18 protein-coding genes are annotated in these 17,997 nt (G+C 59.9%); 9 read left to right on the top strand and 9 right to left on the bottom strand.

What is annotated here, in order from left to right:
* Window positions 1-72: 72 nt before the first annotated feature.
* Window positions 73-861, top strand: coding sequence for a PhzF family phenazine biosynthesis protein (locus DVA43_RS06680; RefSeq protein ID WP_114315013.1), 789 nt, complete (start codon window positions 73-75; stop codon window positions 859-861).
* Between the two features lie 17 nt (window positions 862-878).
* Window positions 879-1,676, top strand: coding sequence for a PhzF family phenazine biosynthesis protein (locus DVA43_RS06675; RefSeq protein ID WP_114315012.1), 798 nt, complete (start codon window positions 879-881; stop codon window positions 1,674-1,676).
* On the opposite strand, the gene DVA43_RS06670 is transcribed toward DVA43_RS06675, so the two are convergent.
* The 7 genes from DVA43_RS06670 to DVA43_RS06640 all read right to left on the bottom strand — a co-directional run bounded on the left by DVA43_RS06670 (window position 1,673) and on the right by DVA43_RS06640 (window position 8,153).
* Window positions 1,673-2,209: a DUF924 family protein gene (locus tag DVA43_RS06670; RefSeq protein ID WP_114315011.1), complete on the bottom strand. Its 537-nt coding sequence runs from the start codon at window positions 2,207-2,209 to the stop codon at window positions 1,673-1,675. The genes DVA43_RS06675 and DVA43_RS06670 overlap by 4 nt on opposite strands.
* Window positions 2,210-2,388: 179 nt before the next feature.
* Window positions 2,389-3,066 (bottom strand): SDR family NAD(P)-dependent oxidoreductase, encoded by a 678-nt coding sequence (locus DVA43_RS06665; protein ID WP_114315010.1) that lies wholly within the window; start codon window positions 3,064-3,066, stop codon window positions 2,389-2,391.
* A 1-nt stretch (window position 3,067) separates the two neighbouring features.
* Window positions 3,068-3,538, bottom strand: coding sequence for a YhcH/YjgK/YiaL family protein (locus tag DVA43_RS06660; protein WP_114315009.1), 471 nt, complete (start codon window positions 3,536-3,538; stop codon window positions 3,068-3,070).
* Complete coding sequence (locus tag DVA43_RS06655) at window positions 3,535-4,614, bottom strand: exo-alpha-sialidase (protein ID WP_114315008.1); 1,080 nt, start codon at window positions 4,612-4,614, stop codon at window positions 3,535-3,537. The genes DVA43_RS06660 and DVA43_RS06655 overlap by 4 nt, the downstream gene beginning before the upstream one ends.
* A gap of 1 nt (window position 4,615) precedes the next feature.
* Window positions 4,616-6,028: a sodium:solute symporter family protein gene (locus tag DVA43_RS06650; RefSeq protein ID WP_114315007.1), complete on the bottom strand. Its 1,413-nt coding sequence runs from the start codon at window positions 6,026-6,028 to the stop codon at window positions 4,616-4,618.
* 77 nt (window positions 6,029-6,105) lie between these two features.
* Window positions 6,106-6,990, bottom strand: a complete 885-nt coding sequence (locus tag DVA43_RS06645; RefSeq protein ID WP_114315006.1) for a dihydrodipicolinate synthase family protein — start codon at window positions 6,988-6,990, stop codon at window positions 6,106-6,108.
* A 17-nt stretch (window positions 6,991-7,007) separates the two neighbouring features.
* The gene (locus DVA43_RS06640) at window positions 7,008-8,153 is read right to left on the bottom strand and encodes an iron-containing alcohol dehydrogenase (RefSeq protein WP_114315005.1); all 1,146 of its coding nucleotides are present in this window, start codon (window positions 8,151-8,153) and stop codon (window positions 7,008-7,010) included.
* 169 nt (window positions 8,154-8,322) lie between these two features.
* Here DVA43_RS06640 and DVA43_RS06635 point away from each other — a divergent pair, with 169 nt between their 5' ends.
* From DVA43_RS06635 to DVA43_RS06625, 3 genes are read left to right on the top strand one after another with little or no spacing between them, the layout of a single operon-like run.
* A complete protein-coding gene (locus tag DVA43_RS06635; RefSeq protein WP_114315004.1) occupies window positions 8,323-9,543 on the top strand; it encodes a four-carbon acid sugar kinase family protein in 1,221 nt (406 codons plus the stop codon).
* Window positions 9,536-10,522, top strand: a complete 987-nt coding sequence (locus DVA43_RS06630; protein WP_114315003.1) for a D-threonate 4-phosphate dehydrogenase — start codon at window positions 9,536-9,538, stop codon at window positions 10,520-10,522. Before DVA43_RS06635 ends, DVA43_RS06630 begins: the two co-directional genes overlap by 8 nt.
* A 1-nt stretch (window position 10,523) precedes the next feature.
* Window positions 10,524-11,285 carry a DeoR/GlpR family DNA-binding transcription regulator gene (locus DVA43_RS06625; protein WP_103179569.1) on the top strand — a complete coding sequence of 254 codons (762 nt, stop codon included), beginning with the start codon at window positions 10,524-10,526 and terminating at the stop codon, window positions 11,283-11,285.
* Between the two features lie 3 nt (window positions 11,286-11,288).
* Here DVA43_RS06625 and DVA43_RS06620 read toward each other — a convergent pair whose 3' ends face one another.
* Complete coding sequence (locus DVA43_RS06620; RefSeq protein ID WP_114315002.1) at window positions 11,289-12,233, bottom strand: L-lactate dehydrogenase; 945 nt, start codon at window positions 12,231-12,233, stop codon at window positions 11,289-11,291.
* Window positions 12,234-12,383: 150 nt separating this feature from the next.
* Between DVA43_RS06620 and DVA43_RS06615 the strand changes: the two genes are divergently transcribed.
* Entirely contained in the window at window positions 12,384-12,866 is a 483-nt protein-coding gene (locus DVA43_RS06615) for a GNAT family N-acetyltransferase (protein WP_114315001.1), read from the top strand.
* Here the strand turns inward: DVA43_RS06615 and DVA43_RS06610 are convergent.
* Complete coding sequence (locus tag DVA43_RS06610; RefSeq protein ID WP_114315000.1) at window positions 12,820-13,698, bottom strand: LysR family transcriptional regulator; 879 nt, start codon at window positions 13,696-13,698, stop codon at window positions 12,820-12,822. The genes DVA43_RS06615 and DVA43_RS06610 overlap by 47 nt on opposite strands.
* A 99-nt stretch (window positions 13,699-13,797) precedes the next feature.
* On the opposite strand from DVA43_RS06610, the gene sad reads away from it, so the two are divergent.
* The 3 genes from sad (at window position 13,798) to glsB (ending at window position 17,984) form a co-directional block, all read left to right on the top strand.
* On the top strand, window positions 13,798-15,180 hold the full coding sequence (gene sad / locus DVA43_RS06605; RefSeq protein WP_114314999.1) for a succinate-semialdehyde dehydrogenase: 1,383 nt from the start codon (window positions 13,798-13,800) through the stop codon (window positions 15,178-15,180).
* 257 nt (window positions 15,181-15,437) lie between these two features.
* Entirely contained in the window at window positions 15,438-17,015 is a 1,578-nt protein-coding gene (locus tag DVA43_RS06600) for a methyl-accepting chemotaxis protein (RefSeq protein WP_114314998.1), read from the top strand.
* 63 nt (window positions 17,016-17,078) lie between these two features.
* Window positions 17,079-17,984, top strand: coding sequence for a glutaminase B (glsB, locus tag DVA43_RS06595; protein ID WP_114314997.1), 906 nt, complete (start codon window positions 17,079-17,081; stop codon window positions 17,982-17,984).
* The last annotated feature ends 13 nt before the right edge of the window (window positions 17,985-17,997 follow it).

Genomic DNA, 17,997 nt, shown 5'->3' with positions numbered 1-17,997 from the left:
AGTAATCGCTGGTGAAATCGGTTATTTTCCATGAATATAGGATGCAACATTAAGTTAACAGTAGGTAGAGCGATGCAGGAAATTGAGTTTTATCTCGTTGATGCGTTTAGCGATAGCGCATTTGGCGGTAATCCGGCGGCAGTGTGCCCGCTCGCGGAGTGGTTGCCGGATGAGACGCTGCTGAAGATGACGCAGGAACATAACCAATCGGAGACCGCCTTTTTTGTGCGCCATAAAGGTGGCATCGAACTGCGCTGGTTTACCACCCACGGCGAGGTCAACCTCTGCGGCCACGCGACGCTTGCCACCGCCTGGGTGTTGTTTAACGAGATGGACTATCCCGATGCCCGGATCCATTTTGATACTGCTTCCGGCAGGCTCACCGTCAGCCGCGACGGTGACTGGTTAACCCTCGATTTCCCGGCCTGTCCGACGGAGGCCCAGACCCCACCGCCAGAGATGCTCCGCGCGCTGGGGATTGACCACTATGTCGAGGCACGTAAGGGACGCGCCTGGGTGCTGGTGCTGGAAAACCGTCAACAGGTTGAGGCGGTTACGCCTGATATTCAGGCCATGACCCCCGGCGAGCACAAAGTGTCGATTACCGCCCGGGGCGAGGGCGAATACGATTTTGTCAGCCGCTTTTTCTCGCCGGGCGTGGCATTGTGGGAAGATCCGGTTACCGGCTCGGCGCATACCATGTTGATCCCATACTGGAGTGAAAAGCTGAACAAAACCTCGCTGTTTGCCCGCCAGGTCTCTGCGAGGGGTGGCGATGTGCGTTGTGAACTGAAGGGCGACCGGGTGCTGATGAGCGGCAAGGCATCACTCTACATGAAAGGTCATCTGTTTTTACGCTAATAACAAGGGTTAACCCAATGAAAGAAATAGCATTCTATCTGGTCGATGCGTTTAGCGACCGCGCATTTGGTGGGAATCCTGCAGCGGTATGCCCGCTCGAGAAGTGGCTGCCGGATGAGATTCTGTTAAAGATGGCACAGCAGCATAACCAGTCGGAGACCGCGTTTTTCGTGCGCACCGATACCGGTTTTGAGCTGCGCTGGTTTACCACGCTGCATGAAATTAACCTGTGCGGTCACGCCACGCTTGCCAGCGCCCACGTGATTTTTGAATATCTCGACTACCCGCACACGGAGATCGTTTTCTCCACCCGCTTTGTCGGCGAACTGCGGGTTAAGCGCAGCGGCGACTGGCTGACGCTGGACTTCCCGGCATGGGGTTGTGAGGCGGTGGAAAACCCACCCGAACTGCTGTTCAGCACCCTGGGTATCCGCGAGGCGAAAGAGGTGCGGGCAGGACGCGATTATATGGTAGTGCTGGAAAACCAGCAGCAGGTTGAGGCCCTAACCCCGGATATCGACGGCATGATGCCGCTGGGTAAGATGGTCTGCGTCACCGCCCCGGGGGATGAGTATGACTTTGTCAGCCGCTTCTTCTGCCCGGGCGAAGGGGTGGCGGAAGATCCGGTTACGGGCTCCGCCCACAGCATGTTGATCCCTTACTGGAGCGAGAAGCTGGGTAAAACTGCAATGCAGGCTCGCCAGGTCTCCGCCCGCGGGGGCGATCTGCGCTGCGAGCTGAAGGGCGACAGGGTGTTGATTGGTGGCCAGGCGGCGCTCTATCTGAAGGGCACCGTCTTCCTCCGCACGCTTTAGAAGCCTTTATTGTGCTTTAACCACTCCACCTCTTCAGGGGTGGAGCTTCTCCCCATAATGCTGTTGCGGTGCGGATAGCGGCCAAAGCGCGCAATAATCGCCCGGTGTTTGATTTCCGCACTAAGAAAGCCCGGCTCATTCAGGGCGGTAAACAGCCGCTCTGCTTCCTGATGAATGACCCGTGATTCCGCATGCATCATCGGCAGTAGCGAGACGCCCTTTTGGTTGCTGTCCAGATCATGCCACATCGGCTGATAAACCAGCTCCTGAGCCAGAATCAGAGCCATACCATCCTGCTGCCAGGCGCGGGGATCGTTGCGGTTCAGGTTACGCGAAAGCTGATCCAGCAAAATAATTTCCGCCAGCCGTCCGTGCGGCCTGTCCCGCCAGTGAAAAAGCTCTCCCCGGCAGGCGGCCTGCCACAACGGGTAGAAGCGATGTTTGCACTGGGCGTCAAAATCATTGTTACGGGAAAACCAGAGCGCCTGGTGTTGGTCGTGAAACCAGAATTCAAGAAGCGGGGTGTATTCCATGGCAGCTCCGGCGTTGGGGATAGTGGTTAAAACGTAGCACAATTGTTGCTCACTCTCTGTGGGAGAGGGGCACTCATTACCCTCGTCGGCATCGCCCGGCGGCGCTGCGCTTGCACGGGCCTACAACCCCCCGTAGGCCGGGTAAGGCGTAGCCGCCACCCGGCTAAAGGCCGTACAATCTACCCCAACGACGCCCCTCCGCACAGCACCAGCTCCTGCCCGGTGATGGGCGCAGCCTCGGCGCTCAGCAGGTAGTTCACCATCGCCGCCACCTCTTCTGGGGCGATGAGCCTCCCCATCGGCGGTACTTTTGGCGGCGACGTTTCCCGCCCTGGCGCGCTAAGCATCGGGGTTTGCGTCGCTCCGGGCGCGACCACGTTAGCGGTGATCCCCCGCGGCGCCAGCTCTGCCGCCCAGCTGCGCACCATGCCTACCAGTGCCGCTTTGGTGGCGACATACTGCGACCGGCCCGCCGCACCCCGTGAGGTGCGGCTGCCGATAGCCACCAGCCGCCCACCGTCGCTCATCCGTGGGGCAAAGTGGTTGAACAGGATCTCGGCGGCGTGAATATGCAGCCCCCACAGGCGGGCGCTGACTGCCGGATCCAGCTCACCGAGCGGGGCGGCAGCCATCATCCCAGCGGCGTGAATAATCGCCTGTGGCACCGGAAGGGCGTTGAGCGCGGCAGAAATCGTGACAGTGTCACTTAAATCGACGCTCAGGCTGGTGAAGTTCGGATGGGCGTTGTCCACCCCGCGACGACTGATCCCCGTTACCTGCCAGCCCTCGGCCAGCAGGCGGTTAACGATCGCTTCGCCGATGCCGGAGCTGGCCCCCGTGACGATGGCTGAACGCATATCACCCCTCCAGCAGCGCGCGCGGCACTTTAAATACCGCCTTGCGCACAGTCATGGGTTCATCCACGGCACACAGCGCCTGATGGGGTTCCCCGGGCAGGAACACCGCAAAATCACCGGCGCGTAGGGTGATGCTCACCGGATGCACCGCGCCGGGAGCGATAAAGAGATCCGGCTTGCGCTCTTCATCGCCCGCCTGGGCCAGCGACTGCATGCCAGCGTTAATGATCTCTTCACCCGCAAGCACCACCTGAATATCGGCCCACTGATGGTGATATTCAGTATGGCGCTCGGCCTGCGGCTGGGTCTGCGCCGGGCCGATATGACAGAACCACGTACAGCCTTCCGGCTGCCAGCGTCCGTCATCCCGGGCGGCCAGCGCCGCCAGAGTGCACTCCGGGCGCTCGAGGATCTCACGGAGAACCGAGGGAAGCCCTGCCAGCGGCAGGGCGTTAAGGTGACCGATAATCACTGTTGCGACTCCTTCACCCATTCCGGCGATACACGTACATATTTGATCGCCTGACGGAAATAGGTGTAGGCGATATGCAGCGTGCCGTCGGGGCTCTGCTTGATGCTAGGGTAGGAGAACTCACGGTTGAGCTTCTCCAACGAGTTGTTGGTCATGCAGTAGCCGTCGCCTTCATCAAGATTGCGCTGCCAGGGCCAGCTTTTCCCGTCGCCGTCGTCGATCTCGTCATACAGCGAGGCGCGGCGCTCCAGCGCCCCCGCCGCGCTCATGTGGTTAAACACCAGCGCCAGCTCGCCGCTCGCAAGGGTGGTGGCCTGAATCGACGAGTTGTTGTTCGGCAATTCAGTCGGCTCCGGCACCGACCAGCTTTCGCCGTTGTCCAGCGACTGGCTGATGTAGATATTATCCGCCCAGCGGCTGCGATACAGCGCCACCAGATTACCGTTTTTCAGCGCCGTGATGTTCATGTGCACGCAGCCCAGGCTCTCCGGCACCTCGACATCGCGCCAGCTTTTCCCCTGATCTTCCGAGATCTTCACCGCGCTGATGTCGTCGTTACCCACCCATTTTTCGCCCGGCTTAGTGCGGCAGTAGAAGACCGGCAGCAGCCAGTTGCCGTTCTCCAGCACCACGATGGGCTGGCGAATAAAGGTGCCGGGCTTATCGAGCAGGGTGGCGATCTCCCCCCAGCTCTGGCCCAGATCCTGCGACTTGCGGTAGCGCACGATGGCGGTATCCTGGTTGCCGGAGATCTGCGCGGTCCACAGCAGCCACAGCACATTGTCCGGGGCGAGGAACAGCACCGGGTTCTGCTCCGAGCGGCTGGCGTCGTCGGAGAGCTTCACCGCCGCGCTCCACTGATTGCTGCCGGGGGCCAGGCGCGACCCCCACACCGAAATATCAGCGATCCCTTCCTGGGTGCCGCCGAACCAGACGCACATCAGGGTGCCATCCGGCAGCGGCAGCAGATTGGCTGCGTGGTTCTGCGGGCAGGAAGAGGGCAGCATCGCTGTTTCCACGCGGGCATCCTCTGGCTGCGGGCGAACAATCCCGTCACGGGTTACGGTTACAGACATATCAGACTCCATTATGTTGAACAGGGGCAGGCGCTTTGCGATCCGCTTTATTAGGGATCAGGCGGTCGAGGACCATAATCACCGCCGGGGTGATCAGCGCGATGTACATATTGTTAATACCAAACGGGTCGCCCAGCAGATACCACAGCGAGGTCATCACGCAGGCACCAATCAGGCCAGCGTTGGCACCGCGGGTGCTTTTGAAGAACGGGGCGTAGAAGGCGATCACCGCCACCACCGAAATCGACAGACGAATGGCGCGGGTGAAGAACGACAGCTTCAGCACTTCCGGTACCAGCAGGACGAAGATCAGCGGCAGGAAGCCAATCAGCAGCGACAGCCAGCGGGTCGCTTTAAACTCCTGCTCCGGGGTCGGGTTGCGGTAGGGCACGTAGAAATCTTTCACCACCAGCGAAGCGATAGCCAGCGCCACGGTACTTACGCTGACGAAAATCGAAGCCACAAGTGACGTTGTCACCAGACCGGCCAGCCACGGATTCATGTCCTGCAGGAAGATCGGCATGGCGTAGAGGCTGTCGATCTCCGGGTGCAGATACTTCGCCGCCACGCCAATCACCGCAATCGCCAGCGCAATCGGCAGGCAGAAGAAGAAGGCGACCCAGGTGGAGCGTTTAGCTGATTTCACATCCTTGGTGGACGAGATGGCCTGGATAACGAACTGGGTACAGAAGATGGAGCCGATGGTGCCGATCAGCCAGGCGACAATGGTGCTGGCGCCGATGTTGCCGTCCCAGGTCCAGTAGTAGCTCGGCATCTGCTCAATCATAGGCGTAAAGCCGCCGGTTTTAGAGAGCGCGAAGCCCATGATGATCAGGATGCCGAAATACTTCAGGGCGCTGTGCAGCAGCGTCACCCACGCTACCCCTTTCATGCCGCCAAAGGCGAAGTAGAAGGTACTGACAACCGCGGTAATAAAGGCTGCCACCGGCAGGTTGACCTTCAGTACGGTGGAGATCGCCGCCGCGCCGGAGACATAGTTGCCGACGTTTACTAGCAGCAGGGCGTAGATCATGATGATGGAGATGATGTTTTTGGTGCTGTTGCCGTACTTCTCGGCAATCGCCCCGGAGATGGTGATTTTGCCGGTGTTATAGATGCGCTTCACCAGCAGCAGGCCGAACAGCGGGAAGCCGATGGCTGCGCCAATCACCGACCAGGAGGCGGCAAAACCATCCTCGAACGCCGCCTGGGCGGTCCCGATGGTGGACTTGGCACCGATATATTCGGACATCAGCAGGATCCCGACGATAAAGGCTGGCATCGCCCGGGAGCCTTCCATAAAATCACCGGTGTTTTTACTGCGTAACCGGAAGGTCAGCCAGGTGGTAAACAGGATGTAGACAATCACGATGCCTACGATGATCAGGGTATCTTCAGCGGTAAAATTGTTCATCTTTGCCTCTCTTCAGGGCGTAGGAAACCTGGGCACACCCGGTGCCCGGTATTCTTATGGACGAAATCAAACGCCGGTTACTGCAGTGACTTCGTCACTATCTGGCGGATCTGTTCAGTCTGTTGCGCATCGAAAGCCACCGCGTAGCGGCTTTCACCCACCTCTTCGCCCATCACCTGCAGCGCTTTTTTTACCGCCGCCGGAGAGAAGGCCACTTTATACAGATTCGTGCGCAGTTCAGTCACGCCATCCTGCGCCCGACGCGAGCCCTCAACATCGCCCGCATGGAAACGCGTCCAGATGGCGTTGATCGCCTCCGGCGCCACGTTCGCCAGCCCGGAAATACAGGCCGAACAGCCCTCAACAAAGCCCTGATGGATGAGCGAATCGGGGCCGTTGAGCACGTCAAAATCGTCGATATCCGCTACGGCTTTCAGAAATCCGCTCAGGCTCTCGTAGCTGCCTGCGCTGTCCTTAATGCCGATGATGTTCGGGTGCGAAGCCAGCACCCGCGCTGTCTGCGGCTCGATGGTATTGCCGGTACGCGCCGGGATGTTGTAGAGAAATACCGGCACGGTCAGGGCATCGGCGATAGCGGTGTAGTGGGCGATCAGTTCCGCCTGGTTCAGGGGAACAAACCATGGGGTGATTACCGAAACGGCATCCACGCCGAGGGTTTCGATCTGCTTGCCGAGACGAATAGTGGCGCGGGTGGAGATCTCTCCGATATGCGCCACCACCGGCGCACGCCCGGCGACCTCTTCCACGCAGGCGCGAGTGACGGCCACTTTTTCCTCTTCGGTCAGCACGAAAAACTCCCCGTTGGTGCCGCCACAGAAAATGCCGTTACCCGCCGCCAGCTGACGCTGGATCTGGCGTTTCAGCCCCGGCAGATGCAGGGCGCCGTCGTCCGTAAAGGGGGTGACGATCGCCGTCAGCACGCCTTCAATCTTGTTACGCATTGTTCACTCCTTCGATATTAACGTTTGGGGAACAGGGTCTGGTAAATACCCTGTACCTCGGCATGACTGACCTGACGCGGGGCATTGTTCATCAGGCGTTTTACGTTCAGGGCGGCATCGCTCAGCGAAGCGATATCATCCCGCGGGACGCCCAGCGTCTCGAGGTTGTCCGGTAAGTTCAGGCGACGCACCAGGGCGGCAAACCACTCCACCAGCGCATGGGATTTCGCCTCCATCGACAGGGAGGTATCGGCACCCGGCACCAGATCCCACACCTGGGCAAATTTTTCCACCGCGTCCGGGCGCACCACGCGCATGCAGGGCGCTAACATGATGGCGTTCGCCACCCCATGCGGCAGGTGATATTTCCCGCCCAGCGGATAGGAAAGGGCATGCACCAGATGGGTTCCGGCATGGGCGATGGCTACGCCGCCGTAGTAGGACGCCCACAGCATTTCGAGCTTCGCCGCCAGGTTGTGCGGCTCGGCGCAGGCGGTTTCGATGTTATTGACCAGCTTGCGCAGACCAATCAGCGCTGCGTTATCGCTCACCGGATTCGCGACGGTGGCGGTAAAACACTCGATCAGGTGGCACAGGGCGTCGATCCCGGTCGACGAGGCGATGTGCGGCGGCATGCTGGTGGTCAGTTCCGGCAGCAGCGCCACGTAATCGGGCAGCAGTACCGGGGAGATAATGCCGATTTTGGTGCTCTGCTCAGGAATGGCGAGGATCGCGTTTGGCGTGGCTTCGGAGCCGGTACCGGCGCTGGCGGGAAACAATAATGAAGCAAGGCGCTGGGTCGGTTTTTCACCTGCCAGCAGGGCGTCCAGCCCCGGCGAGGCCGGATGGCACAGCACGGAGAGCAGTTTCGCTACATCCAGTACGCTGCCGCCGCCTACGCCCACCACCAGATCAAAAGCGGTATCGTTGATGTCAGCCAGCAGAGCGTGAACGTCGTGATGGGTGGGCTCTGGCGGCACGCGCTCAATCACGCTGACGCTGCGGTTATCGGCTTCCAGCAGGGCGCGGATAGCGCGGGCGGCCTCCAGACGGGCGATATTACCGTCGGTGACCAGTAAAAGGCGCGACTTGCCTGCCAGCAGTGGCGCGAGGGCCGGGATCGCACCCGCACCGCTGATTATCGTACTGTTAATGGTTAACACATTGCTCTCCTGTTGCTGTGTCTGTGATTGATTTCGCTCAAAACAGGCAATCACAGTCATCGTGTCTCTAAATTTATAATTTATTCGCAAACCGAATAACTTGATATTGCTCACATATAATCAATCATGATTGAATATAATCATTAACAGGAACGACGAACCTTTGAGGATGAACGTGAACAACCTGAACAGAGAGATCGTGGTGATCGCCGACGACTTTACCGGTGCCAACGATGCGGGGGTGAGCCTGGCGCTAAGCGGCAAAAAAGTCAGCGTGGCGTTTCAGACGCCTTTTACCGACGACACCGATGCGCTGGTTATTAATAGCGATAGCCGGGCGATGAAGGCATCAGAGGCGGCTGAAAAACTGACGCAGTATGCGACCGACGTTCACGCGGCCAAATGGCTGATTAAGAAAATTGACTCAACGCTTCGCGGCAACCCGGGCGCTGAAGTAGAGGCGCTGCTGAGGCTTAGCGGTAAGGGCCAGGCGATTATCGCCCCGGCATTCCCGGCCGCCGGGCGCACCACCGAACAGGGCCTCTGCCTGGTGAACGGCGTGCCGGTGACGGAGACCGAGTTTGCCAGCGACCCGAAAACCCCGGTGCGCCACGCGCAGGTAGCGAAGGTGCTGGCGGAGCAAACCCGACTTAAAAGCAGGGTGGTCACGCCGGCGGAACTTGCCACAGCGCTCGCGAGCGATGCGCGTCTGGTGATTGTGGATGCGCAGACCGACGCGGAGCTGGACCAGATTATCAACATGGCGTTTGCCTGCGATGAAAAGCCGCTGCTGGTGGGCTCCGCCGGGCTATGCGATGCCCTGGCGCGCCGTCTTGCCACGCCGCGCCAGCTGCTGGCGGTTATCGGTTCGATGAGCGAAATTGCGCAAAAGCAGATCCAGCGCGTGCGCGACCAGCACAATGTCAGCACGGTATTAATTGATATCAATGATGTGTTTAACGGGACGATGGCGGGATACCAGCAGCAGATCGCCCAAGCGCTTGCGGCAGGCCAGCACTGCGTGGTGCATACCTGCGCCGACATCCAGGCACGGCATCAGATAGAGACGCTCTGCCAGCAGCGCGGATTAAGCCGCGCGGCGCTGGGGGAGACCATCAGCGCCTTTCTGGGTGCGCTGACGCGTAACGCGCTGGAGACCCGCCGCCCGGCGGCGCTCTATGTCTCCGGTGGCGATGTGGCGATGGCGGTCGCCAGCGCGCTTAACGCGCAAGGTTTTGCCATTCGCGGACAGGTGGCGCAGTGCGTGCCGTTTGGTCGATTTTTGGGTTGTCGCTGGCAAGGGCCAGTCATGACCAAAGCGGGCGGTTTTGGTACTGAAACCACGCTGCTTGAGGTTTTGCATTTTATCGAGGAGAAGATGAGTGACTAATATCATTGCTGTAACAATGGGTGACCCGGCGGGCATCGGCCCGGAAATCATTATCAAATCCCTGACCGAGGGGGAGCTCTCCGGCGCGCCTGTCGTGGTGGTGGGTTGCGCCCGTACCCTGCAACGGGTGTTGGAAAAAGGTATCACCGCGCCGGCAGAGTTACGTGTGATTACCCGCGTCAGCGAGGCGCAGTTTGGCCCGGCGATCATCAACGTGCTGGATGAGCCGCTGGCGGACCCCGAAGCGTTACAGCCAGGCGTCGTACAGGCGCAGGCGGGGGATCTGGCCTACCGCTGCGTGCGTCGCGCTACCGAGCTGGCGATGGCGGGGGAAGTGAAAGCCGTTGCCACCGCGCCGCTGAACAAAGAGGCGCTGCATCTGGCGGGCCACCACTATCCGGGCCATACCGAACTGCTGGCGCACCTGACCGACAGCAAAGATTACGCGATGGTGCTCTATACCGATCAGCTGAAGGTGATCCACATCACCACCCACATCGCGTTGCGCAAATTCCTTGATACCCTCAACCAGGATCGGGTAAAAACCGTGATTGGCATTGCCGATACCTTCCTCAAGCGGGTGGGCTACACCAATCCGCGTATTGCGGTGGCCGGGGTTAACCCGCACGCCGGGGAGAACGGTCTGTTTGGTGACGAAGAGATCAAGATTGTCGGCCCGGCCGTTGAGGCGATGAAGGCCAAGGGGCTGAATGTGTTCGGACCGTGTCCGCCGGATACGGTGTTTATGCAGTGCCACGAAGGCATGTACGACATAGTGGTGGCGATGTATCACGATCAGGGCCATATTCCGTTAAAATTACTCGGTTTTTACGACGGGGTGAACATCACCGCCGGGCTGCCGTTTATCCGTACTTCTGCTGACCACGGCACCGCATTTGACATTGCGTGGACAGGTAAAGCGAAGTCTGAGAGCATGACGGTTTCTATCCAGTTAGCGATGCAAATCACACGGGAATAATATGAAGGGATATAGCCGGTTAGAACAGATAATGGACTACCTGAAAGGGCACAATCTGGTGACAGTGGATCAGCTGGTGGCGGCAACGGATGCCTCGCCTGCGACCATTCGCCGGGATCTGATTAAGCTCGATCAGGAGGGGGTCATCAGCCGCACCCATGGTGGCGTGACCCTGAACCGGTTTATCCCTTCCCAGCCCACCACCAGTGAAAAGATGCAGCGCAGCCTGGCGGAGAAACACGCCATCGCCTGCGCCGCCGCCAGCTTTGTTAAGGCCGGTGATGCGGTGGTGCTCGATGCGGGCACCACCATGATTGAACTCGCGCGTCAGCTGACCCATCTGCCGCTGCGCGTGATCACCAGCGATCTGCATATCGCCCTGTTTTTGTCAGAGTTTAAGCAGATCGAGGTGACGATCATTGGCGGGCGCATCGACGATTCCAGCCAGTCCTGCATCGGCGAGCACGGTCGCCGTCTGCTGCAAAATATCTGGCCGGATATCGCCTTTGTCAGCTGTAACGGCTGGGATCTGGAGCGCGGCATTACCTCGCCGACGGAAGAGAAAGCGGCGCTGAAGCGCGATCTGATTGCCAACGCCCGACGCCGCGTACTGCTCGCCGACAGCACGAAATATGGCGCCTGGTCGCTGTTTAATGTAGCGCACCTCAACTCTCTGACCGATATCGTCACCGATAAACGTCTGGATGAGAATGTGCAGCAGACCTTAAGCCAGTTGGATGCCACGCTGACCTTAGCCCCTTAAGGCTCAGGGCAGGCGGGCGATATTGGCCTTAATCACCTCTACCGAATGGCGGAACTTCTGCTGCTCCTCTTCCGCCAGTTTTAATTCAATGATCTGCTGGACCCCGCTCTGGGCCAGCACCGCCGGTACGCCAATCGCTACCCCATCAACGCCATACTCACCCTCCAGAATGCAGGAGATCGCCAGCGCCCGGTGGCTGCCGGTGAAAATATTGCGGCAGATCTCGGCGATGGTGGCGGCGATACCGTACTCCGTGCAGCCCTTGCGGGCGTAGATCTCAAAGCCCTGTTTGCGCACGCGCTCGGCCAGCTCGTCAAAATCCAGCGTCTGGCCGGTATGGCGTTGATATACCTCGGCAATGGGTGAGCCATATACCGACGAATGGGACCAGACCGGGAACTGCGTATCGCCATGCTCGCCGAGGATAAAGGCGTCGATGCTCTGGGCGCCGATATCGAGCGCCTGCGCCAGGGTCCGCCGTAGACGGGTGGTATCCAGCCAGACGCCGGTGCCGATCACCTGATTACGCGGCAGGCCGGAGAGCTGCCACACCTGCCAGGTGATGATGTCGCACGGGTTGGTGGCAATCAGAAAGATGCCGTTAAAGCCACCCGCCATCATCTGCGGAACAATGTTTTTCACAATGCGGGCCGTGGCGTTCAGCTCATCCAGCCGCGTCTGGCCCGGTTTGAGGGCGCCGCCGGAGACGGTGATCACCGCGATATCCACATCGGCACAGTCGCTCGCCTCGCGGGTGGAGATGCTCATCATGCCGGGCATATAGGCGGCAGCATCCGCCAGATCCCAGGCGTGGCCTTCACTGCGCGGCTGGTTGATATCCACCAGCAGCAGCTCTTCGCAGATATTCTGGTTCAGCAGGGCGTAGGCAGCGGAGGTGCCGACGTTTCCGGCCCCGATAATCATCACTTTACGGGCTTTGGTGTTCATTGTTTTCCTGAGATGTTAACCGTGACTGTGCCCAAACTTACGCTGCAGTCGCGGGGGGCGCAATGGTCAGGCGCAGCTATAAGTTAAAAATATGCCGTTGCGTTTGTCGGCCAGCGTTATGGTGGAGAAAAACGACAAAAGGAGCCTGCCATGTATTCCATCACCTCTGAATCGCCCGCCCATCCCGACATCATCAACCTGATTGCCGCCCTGGATCGTTACCAGAGCGCGCTCTATCCGGCAGAGAGCAATCATCTGCTGGATCTGACCGGGTTGCCCGACCATGCGCTGATAATGATGGTGATCCGCGATCGCCAGCTTAACGCCGTCGGCTGCGGGGCGATCGTGCTGAACGGCGACGGCAGCGGCGAGATGAAGCGGGTCTATATCGATCCGACTCATCGCGGACAGCAGTTGGGTGAAAAGCTGCTGGCGGCGCTGGAAGATGAAGCGCAAAGCCGGAGTTGCCACACCCTGCGGCTGGAGACGGGGATCAAGCAGCTTCCGGCCATCCGCCTGTATGAACGCTGTGGCTACCAGCTGTGCGAGGCGTTTCCTCCCTATGCCCCCGATCCCCTGAGCCTGTTTATGGAGAAGATGCTGGTGGCTGACCTTCGTTTAGCAGCGCTATAAACGCCTCCAGTTGCCGGGTCATCGCGCCCCGGCGCCATACCAGCCAGGTGGTGAGCCAGCGCCAGTTTTCCGCCAGCGGCCAGGCAGCCACCTGGTGATGTCCGGGCATACTTTCCAGCATTGATCGGGGCATCAGCGCAATGCCCGCCCCGGCAATGACGCAGGCCAGCATCCCGTGATAGGACTCCATTTCGTGGATGCGCCCCGGCGTGGCGCGATCCGCATGAAACCAGCTCTCGAAATGGCGGCGGTAAGAGCAGTTGGCGCGAAAGGCATAGATATCGTGCCCGCTGATGTCGGCGGCCCGCGCAACCTTTGGATGCCCGGCAGGCACCACCAGCATCATCTCCTCCCGGTAGACCGGCATGCCCTCCAGTTCCGGGTGGTTTAATGGCCCGTCCACAAAGGCCGCGCTCAGCGTCCCTTCCAGTACCCCGTCAATCATTGTCCCCGAAGGGCCGGTCGCCAGCGCAAACTGAATGCGCGGGTAGCGCTGGTTAAACTGCGCCAGCGAGGCCGGGATACGTACCGCCGCGGTGCTCTCCAGCGACCCGAGGGTAAACAGCCCCTGGGGTTCATCACCGGCCACCACCATCCGCGCCTCATCCACCAGGGCGAGGATCTGTCGGCTATAGCGTAAAAAATTATGCCCTGCGGGGGAGAGGCGCAGCCGCTGGTTCTCGCGGATGAACAGCGCCACGCCGAGGTCGGCTTCCAGCTGTTTGATGCGGGTGGTCAGGTTTGAGGGCACGCGATGCACTTTCTGCGCGGCCTGGGTAATGCTGCCGGTCTGGGCGACGGCGTTAAACATCTCCAGCTGGGTCAGATCCATATCGTTCTCATTTCGTGAATAAGGTGGTTATTATTATTCATTTTTAAGAAATAGCAGATCGCGCCACACTGTAGCAACTGTTAATACACGGAGCCGATCATGACGACACCTTCTGCTACCCATGCCCTGTCCATTAACCCGGCAAACGGCGAAACCCTGGCCGTCTGGCCGTGGGCGACCGCTACCGCGGTTGAACAAGCCCTTGCACAGACCGATACCGCTTTTCGCCAGTGGCGCAGCGTGCCGGTGGCGGCGCGTGCGCAAAAGCTACGCGATCTGGGCGCCGCGCTGCGCAACCGTGGCGAAGAGATGGCGCAGATGATCATGCGCGAAATGGGCAAACCCATCGCCCAGGCGCGCGGAGAGGTGGCGAAATCCGCCGGGCTATGCGACTGGTATGCTGAACATGGCCCGGCCATGCTCAATACCGAGGCAACCCAGGTGGCGGACGCGGTCATTGAGTATCGCCCGCTGGGGCCGGTGCTGGCGGTGATGCCGTGGAACTTCCCGCTCTGGCAGGTGCTGCGCGGTGCGGTGCCGATTATTCTGGCGGGCAACAGCTATCTGCTGAAACATGCCCCGAACGTGCTGGGCGCCGCGAACCTGATTGAAGCGATCTTTAACGACGCCGGATTCCCGCAGGGGGTGTTTGCCCAGCTGAACGCCACTAACGACGGGGTGAGCCAGATGATCGCCGATCCGCGCATTGCGGCGGTAACCGTGACCGGCAGCCTGCGTGCCGGGGCCGCCATTGGCGCCCAGGCCGGGGCCGCGCTGAAAAAATGCGTCCTTGAACTGGGCGGTTCCGATCCCTTTATTGTCCTGAACGATGCCGACCTGGATCTGGCGGTGAAAGCGGCGGTGACCGGTCGCTATCAGAACACCGGGCAGGTGTGTGCGGCAGCCAAGCGCTTTATCGTCGAGGCGGGTGTTGCCGATGCGTTCAGCCGTCGCTTTGTCGAGGCCACCGCGGCGCTGAAGATGGGCGCGCCTGATAACGAAGAGAACTACCTCGGCCCGATGGCGCGTTTCGATCTGCGTGACGAGTTGCATCAGCAGGTTCAGGCGACGCTGGCCGAGGGAGCGACCCTGCTGCTGGGCGGCGAGAAGATTGCCGGGGCAGGGAACTACTATGCGCCGACCGTGCTGGGAGATGTGACTCCAGCGATGACCGCGTTTCGTCAGGAGCTGTTTGGTCCGGTAGCGGCGATTAGCGTAGCAACCGATGCCGATCACGCGCTTGCCCTGGCTAACGACAGCGATTTTGGGCTTTCGGCGACGGTCTTTACCGCGAATGGAGAGCTGGCCGACCGCTTTGCCCGCCAGCTCGAGTGCGGCGGGGTGTTTATCAACGGCTACAGCGCCAGCGACGCCCGCGTGGCGTTCGGCGGGGTGAAGAAGAGCGGCTTTGGCCGGGAGTTGTCACACTTTGGCCTGCATGAGTTTTGTAATGTGCAGACGGTGTGGAAAGACCGGGTTTAACTTTGAGCCCATTGTTCCGCCGGGTGGCGCTGCGCTTACCCGGCCTACAAAACCTGTAGGCCCGCGCAAGCAAAGCGCCGCCGGATTTGACGTTGAGTCCGTATTCCTGCCGGGTGGCGCTGCGCTTACCCGGCCTACATAACCTGTAGGCCCGCGCAAGCGAAGCGCAGCCGGGCGTCTGTCATTATTCTGAAATAGTTCTGTCATTTTCACTGCGTAGACTCGCCCACGTCTAAGTCCTTGTTAATGAAGAAATCATGAACTTAATGCAAATTTTTCGCCGCATTACTCCCCGGCAGTTTGGTTTGTTGGCGGGGATCTTCTGTATCATCGGCCTCTTTTCCGCGTTGCAAATCTCTTCATCGGTCTTACTTTCCGTCTCCCTGCGCGATGCCCAGCGCAACGAACAGCGCAACCAGATGGCCTGGCTGCAACAGGCAAAGGTCGATCAGGCCCGCATCTCGTTGCTGGCAGCAAGCGATCTGCTTAACCGCGCGGGGGTTTATTTTATGCAGGATAAAGAAACCGGCTCGGACGGCAGCTGGCACAGCCTGATGGACGAAGCGCAACAGGCGCTACGTGATTCCCAGCAGGCCTGGCAGGCGTGGCAAGCAATGAACCCGCCGCAGGATGAAGCACTGCTCAATAGCTACCAGTTGTTTTTCGACGCTATCCGTGAGCAGGCCGACGGGCTGGTCAACGGTCAGTCGATCGATGCCTTCTTTGCTGTACCCGCTCAGGCCTTTCAGGCCGATTTTAATGACAACTATGCCCGCTATCAGCAGGCCAGCGCCCAGCGCGCCACGGAGGGGCGACAGCGGCTGACCGCCAGCCTGTCCGACCTACAATCGCTGTTCCTGCTGGCCCCGGTTGTTCTGCTGGGGATTGCGGTTGCGGTGTGGTTTGCCATGTCCCGCTGGGTGATCGTCCCGCTGCGTCGCCTTATCGCCCATATTAATTTGCTGGCGGCGGGGGATCTCTCTTCGCCGCTACCCACCGTGACCCGGTTTAACCGCGAGATTGCGCAACTGGGCGGTAGCGTGGAGACGCTGCAACAGGGCCTGCAACAGCTGGTGACCCAGGTCAGCGAGGCGACCACCTCGATGGTGACCAATATTGGCTCGCTGGCGCAGGGCAATCAGGATCTCTATCAGCAGTCTGCGCGTCAGGCGCAGGAGTTGAAAGAGGTGACCGCGCATATTGCCGCGCTGGAAATCCACGTCGAGGGAAACAGCGGCTACGCAAAACTGGCAAGCTCACGGGCGGACGAGGCGCGGGCGATGGCGGCAGGGGGAGACCGGATGATGGAGACGGTCAATGCCTCGATGGCGGCCATCGTGGAGCGCTCTTCGGAGATGCGCGGCATTGTGGCGATCATCGATAATGTAGCGTTCCAGACCAACATTCTGGCGCTGAACGCGGCCATCGAAGCGGCCCATGCCGGCAACCAGGGGCGTGGATTCGCCGTGGTGGCCCGGGAGGTGGGGCTGCTGGCGCGTAAAAGCAGCCACTCGACCCAGACCATCCAGCAATTGATCAACCACTCGTTGCAGGGCATTGAGGATGGCTCGAAAGCCGTCACCCGGCTGGAGGATAACCTCCAGCAGGTGATTGGCCTGGTGGGTAATCTTTGCAGTCTGCTGAATGAGATCTCCGTTGCCACCCTCAGTCAGGGCGAGAGTATTCACCGTATGACCAGCCAGCTTCAGGCGCTGAACCAGGTAGCTCGCCAGACCGATGCGCTGGTCAATACCGCCTCCGAAGCCTCCCAACGGCTGCATGATGAATCGGGCCTGCTGTTGCAGGCCGTCTCGCGGTTCCGACTGCCTGCCTGACGCCATCCATCAGCCTCTGTTATACTCGCAGGCCGTTTTTGGCCTGTGAGCAAGGAGCAACCGATGGCTGCGAACATCAATAATCAGATGCTGGACGCCATTCTGGCGCAAGTACGCTCCCTGTTGGGCAAGGGTAAAGTTGCCGATTACATCCCGGCGCTGGCCTCGGTCAATGGCAACAAACTCGGGATTGCCATCACTACGGTGGACGGGCAGCACTTTCAGGCCGGTGATGCCACCGAGCGTTTTTCCATTCAGTCGATTTCGAAAGTCCTGAGCCTGGTGGCGGCGATGCGTCAGTATGACGAGGATGAGATCTGGCAGCGGGTAGGGAAAGATCCCTCCGGTCAGCCGTTCAATTCGCTGTTGCAGCTGGAGATCGAACAGGGCAAACCGCGTAATCCGTTTATTAACGCCGGGGCGCTGGTGGTATGCGACATGCTGCAAAGCCGCCTGAGCGCACCGCGCCAGAGAATGCTGGAGATCGTGCGTCAGCTCTCTGGAGTAAGCGATATCGGCTACGATTCCGCCGTTGCCCGTTCGGAGTTTGAACACTCGGCGCGCAATGCGGCGATCGCCTGGCTGATGAAATCGTTCGGCAATTTCCATAACGACGTGCCTACAGTGCTACAAAACTACTTCCACTACTGCGCCCTGAAGATGAGCTGTGTCGAACTGGCAAAAACGTTTCTTTTTCTGGCTGCTCAGGGTTATGCCCCGCATCTCTCAGAGCCCGTTGTTACGCCGATGCAGGCCCGGCAGGTCAATGCGTTGATGGCGACAAGCGGGATGTATCAGAACGCCGGTGAGTTCGCCTGGCGGGTGGGGCTGCCTGCCAAATCGGGGGTAGGTGGCGGGGTAGTGGCGATCGTGCCACACGAGATGGCGATTGCGGTCTGGAGCCCTGAACTGGACGACGCGGGGAACTCCCTGGCGGGCGTCACAGCGCTGGAACACCTGACTCAGTAGCTGGGGCGTTCAG

The sequence above is a fragment of the Leclercia sp. W6 genome, assembly GCF_003336345.1.
Lineage (GTDB): Bacteria > Pseudomonadota > Gammaproteobacteria > Enterobacterales > Enterobacteriaceae > Enterobacter.
This window is presented reverse-complemented; position numbering and strand designations above follow the sequence as displayed.